Annotated in this window: 12 protein-coding genes; 6 read left to right on the forward strand and 6 right to left on the reverse strand. The window is 66.2% G+C overall.

The window, feature by feature from the left end:
• Positions 1 to 75: 75 nt before the first annotated feature.
• Complete coding sequence (locus ACSFCA_RS24950; RefSeq protein WP_435461390.1) at positions 76 to 450, reverse strand: hypothetical protein; 375 nt, start codon at positions 448 to 450, stop codon at positions 76 to 78.
• Positions 451 to 641: 191 nt separating this feature from the next.
• Here ACSFCA_RS24950 and ACSFCA_RS24955 point away from each other — a divergent pair, with 191 nt between their 5' ends.
• The 3 genes from ACSFCA_RS24955 (at position 642) to ACSFCA_RS24965 (ending at position 5,951) form a co-directional block, all read left to right on the forward strand.
• Positions 642 to 3,014: a phosphoketolase family protein gene (locus tag ACSFCA_RS24955; protein ID WP_258354890.1), complete on the forward strand. Its 2,373-nt coding sequence runs from the start codon at positions 642 to 644 to the stop codon at positions 3,012 to 3,014.
• A 101-nt stretch (positions 3,015 to 3,115) separates the two neighbouring features.
• On the forward strand, positions 3,116 to 3,844 hold the full coding sequence (locus ACSFCA_RS24960) for a winged helix-turn-helix domain-containing protein (RefSeq protein ID WP_258354891.1): 729 nt from the start codon (positions 3,116 to 3,118) through the stop codon (positions 3,842 to 3,844).
• Positions 3,837 to 5,951 carry a PAS domain S-box protein gene (locus ACSFCA_RS24965; protein WP_435461391.1) on the forward strand — a complete coding sequence of 705 codons (2,115 nt, stop codon included), beginning with the start codon at positions 3,837 to 3,839 and terminating at the stop codon, positions 5,949 to 5,951. The genes ACSFCA_RS24960 and ACSFCA_RS24965 overlap by 8 nt, the downstream gene beginning before the upstream one ends.
• A 17-nt stretch (positions 5,952 to 5,968) precedes the next feature.
• Here the strand turns inward: ACSFCA_RS24965 and ACSFCA_RS24970 are convergent, their stop codons facing one another.
• Complete coding sequence (locus ACSFCA_RS24970) at positions 5,969 to 6,721, reverse strand: Crp/Fnr family transcriptional regulator (RefSeq protein WP_093074280.1); 753 nt, start codon at positions 6,719 to 6,721, stop codon at positions 5,969 to 5,971.
• Positions 6,722 to 6,957: 236 nt separating this feature from the next.
• Between ACSFCA_RS24970 and ACSFCA_RS24975 the strand changes: the two genes are divergently transcribed.
• The gene (locus tag ACSFCA_RS24975; RefSeq protein WP_093060163.1) at positions 6,958 to 7,461 is read left to right on the forward strand and encodes a Rossmann-fold NAD(P)-binding domain-containing protein; all 504 of its coding nucleotides are present in this window, start codon (positions 6,958 to 6,960) and stop codon (positions 7,459 to 7,461) included.
• A gap of 53 nt (positions 7,462 to 7,514) precedes the next feature.
• The gene (locus ACSFCA_RS24980; protein WP_435461392.1) at positions 7,515 to 8,168 is read left to right on the forward strand and encodes a BON domain-containing protein; all 654 of its coding nucleotides are present in this window, start codon (positions 7,515 to 7,517) and stop codon (positions 8,166 to 8,168) included.
• Positions 8,169 to 8,362: 194 nt separating this feature from the next.
• Here the strand turns inward: ACSFCA_RS24980 and ACSFCA_RS24985 are convergent, their stop codons facing one another.
• Complete coding sequence (locus ACSFCA_RS24985; protein ID WP_435461393.1) at positions 8,363 to 9,187, reverse strand: universal stress protein; 825 nt, start codon at positions 9,185 to 9,187, stop codon at positions 8,363 to 8,365.
• Between the two features lie 185 nt (positions 9,188 to 9,372).
• Here ACSFCA_RS24985 and ACSFCA_RS24990 point away from each other — a divergent pair, with 185 nt between their 5' ends.
• On the forward strand, positions 9,373 to 10,953 hold the full coding sequence (locus tag ACSFCA_RS24990) for an oleate hydratase (protein WP_435461394.1): 1,581 nt from the start codon (positions 9,373 to 9,375) through the stop codon (positions 10,951 to 10,953).
• Between the two features lie 165 nt (positions 10,954 to 11,118).
• Here ACSFCA_RS24990 and ACSFCA_RS24995 read toward each other — a convergent pair whose 3' ends face one another.
• The 3 genes from ACSFCA_RS24995 to ACSFCA_RS25005 form a co-directional block, all read right to left on the reverse strand.
• Positions 11,119 to 11,292, reverse strand: a complete 174-nt coding sequence (locus ACSFCA_RS24995; RefSeq protein ID WP_256216638.1) for a hypothetical protein — start codon at positions 11,290 to 11,292, stop codon at positions 11,119 to 11,121.
• A gap of 83 nt (positions 11,293 to 11,375) precedes the next feature.
• Positions 11,376 to 11,912 carry a hypothetical protein gene (locus ACSFCA_RS25000; RefSeq protein ID WP_354336173.1) on the reverse strand — a complete coding sequence of 179 codons (537 nt, stop codon included), beginning with the start codon at positions 11,910 to 11,912 and terminating at the stop codon, positions 11,376 to 11,378.
• Positions 11,909 to 12,247, reverse strand: a complete 339-nt coding sequence (locus ACSFCA_RS25005; protein WP_258354897.1) for a hypothetical protein — start codon at positions 12,245 to 12,247, stop codon at positions 11,909 to 11,911. The genes ACSFCA_RS25000 and ACSFCA_RS25005 overlap by 4 nt, the downstream gene beginning before the upstream one ends.
• Positions 12,248 to 12,265: the final 18 nt, after the last annotated feature.

Below are 12,265 nucleotides of genomic sequence, written 5' to 3' on the forward strand. Positions count from 1 at the left end.
TCCGCGCAAGCAGGTGGCGGCGCCGGGTTGCATCCGACTGGCAGGCCGGTCGGCACGATGCCCATGTCGAGAGCGTCACGCTTTCCTCCGCGTTGGGGTTGCCTTGCGACCGGCTTGCAGCCGGCGTGCGGACGGTGCCGCGGCCAATGCTCCGTGCAGGGTGCGCAGGGCGTCGTTCACCACGGCCCGCCGGGATGGTGTGGCCTCGATGGCTACCGGTGGCGTGTGGGAAACACCGTCCGTGTCCGAACGCCGGAACGCATGCATCGGCGCCATGGCCAACGCCCGCCAGTCCTCGGCCCGCATGACGGCATCCGTTTCGGCGCGGGTCAGTGCGATGCCGTCCTGCAGGATGCGCGATCCGATCGTCTCGAACATTTCGAGCGAATGCAGCCAGATGCCGTACTGCGCCTTGCACAGCGCAAGCGGAAAAGTGAAGCCGGAGTTCATGGTGTGTCCTCTTGCCCGAAGGGGCATTCACACGAATGCTGACGCCGCACCGCCCTGCCCGGCTTGCGCGGGATCAAGGCAACACAAAGCCACGCTTCCTGTATCGGTTGTTACCGGCTTGAGCGACATCAACCCTGCGCACGCTCGCATGCCCATACTGGAACGTCCGTCCACCCAGAAAGCAGCTCGACATGGCCTTCTCCCCTGCACCGGCAATTCCGGACGACGACTTCGCGCTGCTCGATGCCTGGTGGCGCGCCGCCAACTACCTCTCGGCGGGCCAGATCTACCTGATGGACAACCCCCTGCTGCGCGAGAAGCTTGTGCTCTCGCACATCAAGCCGCGCCTGCTGGGGCATTGGGGGACCACGCCGGGCCTGAATTTCATCTACGCGCACATGAACCGCGCCATCAACGCGCGGGACCTCGATGCCATCTTCATCGCGGGTCCGGGCCACGGCGGGCCGGGCGTGGTCGCCAACACGTACCTCGAAGGGACCTACAGCGAGGTGTATCCCGCCATCGGGCAGGACGCCGAGGGCCTGCAGCGCCTGTTCACTCAGTTCTCGTTCCCGGGCGGCATTCCGAGCCACGTCGCGCCCGAGACGCCGGGCTCCATCCACGAGGGCGGCGAGCTGGGCTATTCGCTGCTGCACGCCTACGGAGCGGTGTTCGACAACCCTTCGCTGCTGGCCTGCTGCGTGATCGGCGACGGCGAGGCCGAGACCGGTGCGCTGGCGGCGAGCTGGCACTCCAACAAGTTCCTGAACCCGCAGCGCGACGGAGCGGTGCTGCCGATCCTGCATCTGAACGGCTACAAGATTGCCGGCCCCACCGTGCTGGCGCGCATCGGCGAGGAAGAACTGACGCAGTTGCTGCGTGGCTACGGGCACGAACCGTACTTCGTCGTGGGCGACGAGCCGGCCGGGATGCACAGGCAGATGGCGGCCGTGCTCGATACAGCGCTGGACAGCATTCGCGCCATCCAGGCCAGCGCCCGCAAGGACGGTTTTCACACGAGGCCGCGCTGGCCCATGATCGTGCTGCGATCTCCCAAGGGCTGGACCGGACCGCGCCAGGTTGACGGCCTGCAGGTCGAAGGCACCTTCCGCGCGCACCAGGTGCCGCTCACCGACTTTGCAGCCAAGCCCGGCCACGTCGAACTGCTCGAACAGTGGCTGCGCAGCTACCGGCCCGAGGAGTTGTTCGATGCGCGCGGCGCGCTGCGCCCCGAAATCGCGGCCCTCGCGCCCGTGGGCCTTCGCCGCATGAGTGCCAATCCGCACGCCAATGGCGGATTGCTGCTGAAGGATCTGACGATGCCGCCCTTCCGCGCACACGCCGTGCCGGTGGTGGCGCCGGGTGCGGTCGACGCCGAGGCCACGCGCGTCGCGGGCAACTTCCTGCGCGAAGTCATGCGCGCCAATGCGCAAGAGCGCAACTTCAGGGTGATGGGGCCTGACGAAACCGCGTCGAACCGGCTCGGCGCCCTGTTCGAGGTAACCGAACGCACGACGACCGCCCAGATATGGCCGGGCGACGACCACCTTTCGCCCGATGGCCGCGTGATGGAAGTGCTGAGCGAACACCTTTGCCAGGGCTGGCTCGAAGGCTACCTGCTGACCGGGCGACACGGCTTCTTCTCGTGCTACGAGGCCTTCATCCACATCATCGACTCGATGTTCAACCAGCATGCCAAGTGGCTGAAGGTTGCGCGCGGCATCGGGTGGCGGCGGCCCGTAGCGTCGCTGAACTACCTGCTCACGAGCCATGTCTGGCGCCAGGACCACAACGGCTTCAGCCACCAGGACCCGGGCTTTCTCGATCACGTGGTCAACAAGAAGGCCGAGGTGGTGCGCGTGTACCTGCCGCCGGACGCCAACACCCTGCTCTCGGTGACTGACCATTGCCTGCGCAGCCGCGACTACGTGAACGTCATCGTGGCCGGCAAGCAGCCCGCGCCGCAGTGGCTGGACATCGATGCCGCGGTGCGCCATTGCGCCACGGGCCTGGGCATCTGGGAATGGGCTTGCAACGACGAAGGCGGCACGCCCGACGTGGTCATGGCCTGCGCCGGCGACGTGCCCACGCTGGAGACGATGGCAGCCGTCGACCTGCTGCGCGAAAAGGTGCCGCAGCTGAAGGTGCGGGTGGTGAACGTGGTCGACCTGATGGCGCTGCAGTCGCCTGCCGCGCACCCGCACGGCCTTTCCGATGCCGACTTCGACGCCATCTTCACTACCGACAGGCCGGTGATCTTCGCGTTCCACGGCTACCCGGCGCTGATTCACCGGCTGATCTACAAGCGGCGCAACCACCCCGGCTTCCACGTCCACGGCTATTGCGAGGAAGGCACCACCACCACGCCATTCGACATGACGGTGCTCAACCGGCTGGATCGCTTTCACCTGGCCGCCGATGCCATAGCACGCGTGCCGCGTCTGTGCGACAGCACGGGGCATGTGCAGCAGCATCTGCGCGACAGGCTGCTGGAGCACCGGGCCTACATCACCCGCCACGGCCGGGACATGCCGGAGATCGAGAACTGGCGCTGGACGCGGTAGCCAACGGGGCTGCAAGGGGTGCCGTCGGCGAAGCGTGCGTGCTACGCTCGCCTCCGATTCAGGATGTTTACAACATTCGTGCTTTATTTCCTTGCCCACGCATGAAACCTGCCTCCCACATCGCGGTGCTCGACGACGAGGTCGACATCACGCTGCTGCTGGCCAACTACCTGCAGGGCCACGGCTTTCGTGTGACCCAGGTCCATAACGGCCGCAGCCTCATGACGCTGATGGACACCGACCCCGCAGACCTCGTGCTGCTCGATCTCGGCCTGCCCGGCGAAGACGGCTTCACCATTGCGCGCCGCGTGCGCGAAAGCTGGCGCTGCGGCCTCGTCATCGTCACGGGCCGGGGCGATGCGGTGGACAAAGTTGTGGGCCTGGAGGTGGGTGCCGACGACTACGTGACCAAGCCCTTCGACCTGCGCGAGCTGGTGGCGCGCGTGAAGGCGGTGCTGCGCCGGCTCACGCCCGAGACACCCGCGTCCCCGGCGCCTGTTGCAGCTTCTCCCGACAAGCTGAGCTTCGCCGGCTGGCAGCTCGACACCGCCGCGCGCAGCCTCAGGAATCCGCAAGGCGAGCAAGTGCCCCTGACCGGGGGCGAGTTCGACCTGCTGCAGGCCTTTGCCCGCCATCCCGGCCGTGTGCTGTCGCGCGACTTCCTGCTCGAGCAGACACGCGGTCGCGAAGCCGCCCCCTTCGACCGCACGATCGACGTGCAGGTCGGCCGGCTGCGCAAGAAGATCGAGGCGGACGCCGACGATCCGCAGCTCATCAAGTCGGTGCGAGGCGCTGGCTACATCCTGGTGCCGCCGGTTTCCCATGGCTGACGCTGCAGGCAACCCGCCCTTCCTGCCCGACGTGCCCATCCAGGGCTTGCCGTCGGGCATCGAGGAAGGCAGCGTGTTCCGCTCGCTCTTCATCGCCTACCCGGATTCGCTGCTGCTGGTAGACCAGTCCGGCAGCATCATGCTCGCCAACCCCTCGGCAGCCGCGCTGCTGGGCTATGCGGTGGAAGAACTGGTGGGCCTGAACGTCGATGTGCTCGTGCCCGACAGCATCCGCCCGCGCCATGCCTCTTACCGTGAAGCCTATGGCCGCTCCCCCCGCCCGCGCCCCATGGGCACGCAGATGGAGCTGGTGGCCAAGCGAAAGGATGGCAGCGAGGTCATGGTCGAGATCGCGCTCAGCCCGCTGCAGAACCATGGCCTGCCCTTCGTCGTGGCCGCCATCCGCGACATCGGCGCCTACCCGCGCGTGAAGCAGGCGCTGCAGCGCGCCCGTTACAGCGAACAACTGGCCCAGTTGGGGCGCCTGGCGGTCGACACGCGCGACCTGCAGGTGGTGCTCGAGCATGTGCCGGAAATCATCACAACGGCCTTGCAAGTCGAGGTCGCGATGGTGTGGCTGCTCGACAGCAACGGCCTCGAGTTTCGCGTAGTCAGCGGTATCGGCCTGATCGCCGGTGAAGAGATAGGTTCGCGCATTGCCAACCGCCCCGACACCCCGCCGGGTTTCGTGCTCTCCCAAGGGCGGCCGGTCGTGGTGCCGGACTATGGCAAGGAACATCGCTTTGCCGTGCCCCAGGCCTACCTCGACGCCGGACTGGTCAGCGCACTCGCGGTGCCGCTGTCTGACCGGGGACGGGTAATCGGCATGCTGTCGGTGCGCTCGACGGAGTCCAAACGCTTCGGCGACGAAGAAGTGCGCTTTCTCGAATCGCTTTCCAGCCTGCTTGCCACCAGCCTTCAGCGCGTGCAGACCGAGGAGGCGCTCAACCATGCGCAGCGGCTCGAAAGCGTCGGCCAGCTCACGGGCGGCATCGCGCACGATTTCAACAACCTGTTGACCATCATCCAGGGCAACCTCCAGGTCCTGGAAGAGATGCCCGCACTTGCGCAGGACAGTTACGCCCAGCAGTTGCTGGGTGCTGCCACACGCGCCACGCGACGGGGAGCCGAACTCACCGGCAAGCTGCTGGCGTTTTCGCGCCGGCAGATGCTGCAGCCGATCGCCGTCGACACACATGCGCTGCTGCACTCCCTGGCCGACATGCTCCGGCGCACGCTGGACCAGCGCATTCGCATCGAAATCGACACCGCGCCTGGTTGTCCGCCTGTGGTGGCAGACGCGGGGCAGCTGGAATCGGCGCTGCTCAACATTGCGATCAATGCGCGTGACGCCATGCCCGAAGGCGGCACGCTGCGTTTTCGCACCGAGCTGTGCGGTGCGTTGCCGGAGGCCCTGCGCAGCGAACGCAACGACCCGAACAGCAACGCAGCCGCGCGCTTCGTCGCAATCTCCATCGCCGACAGCGGCACGGGCATGTCCGAGGAGGTCAAGGAGCGAGCCTTCGAGCCCTTCTTCACCACCAAGGAGGCCGGCCGCGGTACCGGACTGGGCCTGAGCACGGTGCACGGCTTCGTCAATCAGTCCCGGGGCGCGGTCGCGATCGACAGCAAGGCGGGCCGGGGCACTACCGTGACGCTCTACCTGCCGCAGCAGGAAGAGGCCGGACCGCCAGCCACCGAGGACGAACGTGCCGACGAAACGATCCCGCCCGGCTTGCGTGTGATGCTGGTCGAGGACGACGCGGAGGTGCGCAAGGTGGTGCACACCTTCCTTGCCACGCTGGGCTGCGATGTCGTCACGGCTGCCACGGCCGAGCAGGCGTTGTCGGCGCTGGACGCAGGCGCCGGGCCTTTCGACCTCCTGCTGAGCGACATCGCCCTGGGCGCCGGCATGCGAGGCACGCGGCTGGCCATCGAGGTGCAGCAGCGCTTTCCCCGGCTGGCGGTGTTGCTGATGTCGGGCTTCTCGTCCGAGTTGCTGGATGCCGACCGAGAGGTGCCGCAGAGCTGGGAACTGCTGCGCAAACCCTACTCGCGCTCCGAACTGGCGCGCGCCATGGCCAAGGTGCTGGCCGGCCACGCCTGAACGCGTGGCTGCGACTTTTACTGGAGCATTGCGGGTGCAGGTGCCAGGCAGCGCTGCACGAAGGCCGACAGTGCGCCGACGTCGGGAATCTGCACATCGCGGCGCCCCTTGGTGGCAAAACCGATGACGTTGTCGCGCGCCAGCCGCGACAGCGCGCGGCTCACGCTCTCGAGCGTCATGCCCAGGTAGTTGCCGATCTCGGCGCGCGTCATGCGCAGCGTGATCTCGTCGGTGCGCATGCCGCGCTCGGCCAGCGTCTCGGCCCAGTAGCGCAGGAAGTCGGCCACGCGGGCGTCGGCCGGCAGTGTGCAGACGGACATCAGCGAGTCCCGGTCGTGCGAGATCTCCCGGCTCATGGCGGTGTGCAGAACTTGCAGCAAGCCGGGATGCGTGACGCAGGCGGCCAGCAGGGCCTCGTATGACACCACCCAGATTTCGCCGGTATCCATGGCCACCGCATCGCATGAATAGCGGCTGCCCGCGATGCCGTCGAAGCCGAGCCAGTCACCGCGGAACTTGAGACCCACCACCTGCTCGCGCCCGTCGGCCGAGAGATTCACGATCTTGAAGAAGCCCGAGTTCAGGATGTAGAGATTGCCGAAGCGCTCGCCCGCCTGGTAGATCGTGTCGCCCGTGTGCACCACACGGCGCTGCGGCTTGAGTTGCTCGGCAAGCAGCTTCAGCGTATCGCCGGTGCTCCGGTCCGCGCACTCCCGGCCGATGGTCGGCAGGACCGGTGTGGTCTTCGAGGAAGTGGCGGTATTGAGCATCTGGACTCCTTGGTGATCTGTCGCGTGTCGATGGATGGATGCTAGGAAGCCCTCGGCAACGCAATGACAACGGTCGGAATCGATGGGTAACGCTCGGTGAATGAAGTGTGTCCGGCGTGTATCAACGGCATTCGGCGTGCTGCAAGTCACACGGGACACGCTCCGCGCTTTGACCTGCATCAAGTCCGCGACCGTTGGCGTCTCTAACCTTGGCGAGTCACACATTGACCATTGCCATGCCCCTTTCCAACAACGCCCGCAGTCCCGAGGCCGAGCCGCAGCTCTCTCCCCTGAACGTGGCGAGCCTGCTGTGCCACGCGCGCATCCTCCAGCGCGCCTCGCTGGACGGGACCACCCGCCAGCTGCTGCGCGGCAAGAACCTGGGGCTGCTGTGCGAAACGCAGCCCGACGAGGCTCAAGCGCTGTTCCGCCGTGCCGCGGAGGCATTGGGCGCCCACGTAGCCGTCATGCGCTCGAGCCTGTCGTCAGCAAGTACGCCGCAGGAAGTGCAGCACACCGCCCGCATGCTCGGCCGCCTCTACGAGGCCGTGGAGTGCCAGGGCCTGGAGCCCGTGCTCGTTCAACAGATCGGCCAGCATGCCGGGATTCCGGTCTTCGATGGTGCCGCCATGCGAGGCCATCCGGCCGAGCAACTGGCCGGGCTTCTCGGAGACAAGACCCCGCTGGCCGACAACCGGTGCTTCGTGCTCCAGGCCCTGCTGCTGGACGCCATCGCCTGAGCCGCCGGGCCCGAGGCAACTGCCCTTCCATTCATTCACCGCAAGGAATCTTCATGAAGACCGATACCCAATTGCGCAACGACATCCAGGCCGAGCTGACCTGGGCGCCCGAGGTCAAGACCTCCGACGTCGGCGTGATCGTCAAGGACGGCGTGGTCACCCTCACGGGCCACCTCGCCAGCCACGCCGAGAAGTACGCCGTCGAGCGCGCCGTGCAGCGCGTGCATGGTGTCAAGGCGCTGGCCGTCGAATTGACGGTGAAGCTGCCCTTCGACAACCAGCGCACCGATGCCGACATAGCCATGGCGGTCGAATGTGCACTCGACTGGAACGCGCTCGTTCCCGACGACAAGATCCAGCCCCTGGTGGAAAACGGCTGGATCACGCTGGCTGGCGAAGTCGAGTGGGGATATCAGCGCAGCGCCGCCGAAAGCGCAGTGCGCGACCTGATGGGGGTGACCGGCGTGTCGAACCTCGTGAAAGTCAAGCCGAAGGTGCGCCCTGCCGACGTCGAGAAGAAGATTCACGACGCGCTTTCGCGCCAGGCCGACCGCGAAGCCCGCCAGCTCGCCATCACGGTCGACGGCTCGCAGGTCACGCTGCGCGGCACGGTCCACTCCTGGACCGAGCGCGATGCGGTGCAGGGTGCCGCGTGGGCCACGCCAGGCGTCACTGTGGTGGTGAATGACCTGCTGGTGGACGCCTGAGGCGGCAACGCCCGGGCTGTCTTTTGAGCGAGACCTGCCGTGAATGCCGCACTGGCGCCACTCGAACTGGAGCAATGCAACATCTCCGGGCCCGGCTCCGGGGGAACAGGCTATCGCGCGGGGGCGCAATTCGCGGTAGCTGCGGGTAGTCAAGCGCATTGCAGCCCCCTCTTCGCACTGGCGCCCCAGTGGCCTCAGTGCGACATCAGCACGGGCAGAGTCATCCACTGAAGGATGGACAGCGTGGCGCCGCCCATCACCCATTCGCGCGCCCGGCTGTGGCCGTAGCAGCCCATCACCAGCAGGTCCGAGCCCAGGTCGGCAGCGAAGGACAGCAGCTTGTTGCCGATATCGTCTTCCTTGTCGCCGCCGGGATGCAGCGTGATGTTCTGGACGTCCTGCATCCGCAGGTAGTTCTGCAGTCTCTGCAACGACGCCTCCGCGTCCTCGCCGTAGGCCACGACATGCACCCGGGTCGCCTTTCGCAGCCATGGCAGCGCGGCGGTCACGGCGCGCGCGGACTCGGGGGTTTCCTTCCACGCCACCAGCACGTTGCGGCCGACGGAACCGACCGGCCCTGCATACGGCAGCACCAGCGCCGGCCGACCGCTCTGCACCAGCACGCTGGGCAGGAAATCACCGGGGAGCTCGCCGTCTATCGGGTCGTTCCCGTCGCGTTGGCCGAGGACCATCAGGTCGCCGTAGAGCGCGCGCCGCGCGAATCCCCACGGACCATCGCTCTCAGGCTCGGCCCAGTGCAGGCGCTGGGAGCCTGCACTGTGCTCCATGAAGGTCGCGTGCATCCTGTCGCGCGCGTCCTTGTCGATCTCCTGCATGATCGCGACCGCCTCCGCGGCAGCCTCGATGGCGAACGGGTAGCGCATGAGCGCGGACAGGGTGCACGGCTGGCCTGTTACCTCGGCATCGAAGGTCTCTGCGAGCTGGCGCGCCAGCTTGATGCGCTCCACGGTACGGGCCGAGCCGTCGAGGTGAAGCAGGATGGATTTCGGGGTCTGCATGAAGGCTCCTTGGGCTGGCGGGATGTGATGCGCTCACCTTAGGCCTGCCCACCAGGCACAGCCTTGCGCTGAATCAACCGCCCGCGAACTTCCACGCGACAGCGCCGATGCTTGATCGAGCGCAAGGCCGGGCCGGGCACGCAGGCCTAGCCTCGGACCTCGTCTTCGCATCACGGCACCACTCCATGACCTCTCTCCAACAGGCCTGCATCGTCGGTAGCGGCATCGGCGCGCTTTCCGCGGCCGTGCTTCTGATTCGCGACGCCGGCATGCCCGGATCGCACATCCGCATCCTCGAGGAGGGGTCGACACCCGGTGGCGCTCTCGATGGCAGCGGCAATGCCATCCAGGGATACGTGACGCGCGGCGGCCGCATGTTCACCGATGAGACCTACACCTGCCTGTGGAATGTGCTGCAGAGCATTCCCTCTCGCGGCGCGCCGAACCGCACGGTGCGCGACGAGATTCAGGCCTTCAATGCGCTGTGGCGTTCCGATGCGCACGCCCGGCTGATCGACCGGCATCGCCGCATCCTCGATGCCAGCGACCTGGGTTTCAATTTCCAGGATCGGGTGGAGCTGATGCGCCTGCTGGCCACGCCCGAACGGGTGCTGGGCAGGCGGCGCATCGAGGAATGCTTTTCCACCCACTTTCTCGACACTCATTTCTGGGCCATGTGGCGCACGACCTTCGCATTCCAGAACTGGCACAGCGCCGTCGAGCTGAAGCGCTACATGCTGCGCTTCCTGCAGGAGCTACCGCGCATCCACACGCTGGGCGGCGTGCGACGCACTGAATTCAACCAGTACGACACCATCGTGCGCCCCATGGTGAGGTGGCTGCTGGATCGCGGGGTCCGGTTCGACTACGGCATGCGCGTGGTCGACGCGGACTTTGCCGCCGGCGCAGACGGCCTGCGGCTCGAGACCCTGCATTGCGTCAAGGAAGGCCGACCTCTGGCATACCGCCTCGGCGCAGAGGAATGTGCCTTCATCACCATCGGCTCCATGACCGCCGACTCGCGCAACGGCAACGACCATCAGGCGCCGCAACTGGTGCGTGACCAGAGCGACGGGGCCTGGACCCTGTGGCGCAACATGGCCCGCAAGGCACCGGGTCTCGGCAGGCCGGAAACCTTCTGCGGCAACGTGGACGAGAGCAAGTGGGAGTCGTTCACGCTCACGATGCGCAGCCCCTTGCTGATACAGCGCATCCAGGCGCTATCGGGCAATCCGCCCGGCACCGGCGGGCTCATGACTTTCAAGGATTCGAGCTGGCTGATGTCGATCGTGGTGCCGCACGCGCCGCACTTCGAGGGCCAGCCCGAGGGGGTCTACACGCTGTGGGGCTACGGGCTGCTGATCGACACCCAGGGCAATCACGTCGACAAGACGATGGCACAGGCCAGCGGCCAGGAAATTCTCACGGAGCTGATGCATCACCTGGGCTTCGAGGACATCCTCGAGGAAGTGCGGCGCACCACGACCGTGGTGCCGGTGATGATGCCCTACATCACCAGCGAGTTCGCATGCCGCAGCGCATCGGACCGCCCGCCCGTCATACCGGCCGGCGCGAAGAACTTCGCCCTGCTGGGCCAATACGTGGAGATTCCGGAGGATGTGGTCTTCACGGTCGAGTACTCGGTGCGCGGCGCGATGCACGGGGTGTACGGACTCATGGGCCTGGACCTCGAGGTGCCGCCCATCTACCACGGCATCGCTGATCCGAAGGTGGCGCTCGCGAGCCTGCGCACGTTGATGGGTTGAGCCGCCGGCCACGTCAGGGTGCGGATTCCTCCTGCCCACGTGGACTGCGACGACTGCCAGCGTCAGGACGCGGCCACGGTATTCGAGATCACGCCCCGGGGATGGAAGACCCTTGCCGCGGATGCGCCTGAAGAGGAAGCACCGTTGCGTCGCGGGTAGATGAAGCTATCGGATGCTGGAGGCGAACCATCGAAAGATGTTCTGCCGGCTCTCCGAGCTACCTCCAGTCCGCACGAAGAGGAAGCCGGTTTTCGCGTTACCCAGCCAGTCGACTGGAATGCCTGCGGTTCGCAGAGCCTCGATTTCATCGCGCGCGTTCATGCCGAGCGGCAGTTTCAAGGTGATGGTCGCGCTGTGGATGGTCCGCCTTTTCGTCATTCGCTTCCCTTGCGTATTCCTGGAGATCCGGCCAAACCATTCCCCTACGCAGGACCGGCAGCCAGGAGCCTTGCGCGCACCATGCCTTCGCGCAAGGCACGGGCAACATCGGCGGACATGCCGTTCCTTGAATCAAAGGTGGTTGCCTCGCCTGCGCCCGATCTCGCGACGACGCCAGCCTGCGCGCCACCCGGCGTCTCCACCACTTGCTGCAGGTACAGATCGAAGCGCCCATGAAAGCCGAGAGGGAGCAATTCACCATGCTCCTGCCGGACGGCTTGCCGATAACGCGGCCCGGGGAAGAAAGCGGACTTCCAGCGAATGCTCGCACCCCTGTCATCGATGGAGGTCACGCGAGCTCCAACGAAGACCGCACCATCGGCGAACATGCTGAATTTTCCGAGCGCCTCGAAGTACTGGAACTGACGGTCGATACGCTCCTGAACCCAGCCGGTCGTGTACTCGATCGGCTTCGGCGCAAACGGCGCCTGGCAGGCGGCCCTTATACGCGCACCGAGCGTTGTGCCCACGGCGACTTCACTGGGTGGAGTCACACGCAGATCGTGGAACATTGCCGTCATGGCCTGCGCGCGGCGGCAGCCGATGGCGGGCCGATCTTCGCAAGCACGTATGAAGCACTGGCTGATGCAGCGGAAAGAGCGGTGCGCAAGTGGATGTGCGTTGGCTTGCTCTCGCAGGAAGGGAATGCAGCAGCCATTCGACGGCCGTTCTCCGTGATCTGGAACATCGTCGCCATGATCACTTTGCCCCCGGTGGAAGGCGTCGAGTCCACACGCAGATCCGCGCGCACGAGACCACCAAGAACCAGAACCTTGATCTCCTCGATTTCATCGAGCGAGAAGGTTCTCGCCGGCAATGCCCCTTCGACCAGGCGATGCAGCAACAGCATGGGCATGGGACTCCCCCCAAAACC

The organism is Variovorax multivorans (assembly GCF_051216835.1).
GTDB lineage: Bacteria > Pseudomonadota > Gammaproteobacteria > Burkholderiales > Burkholderiaceae_C > Variovorax.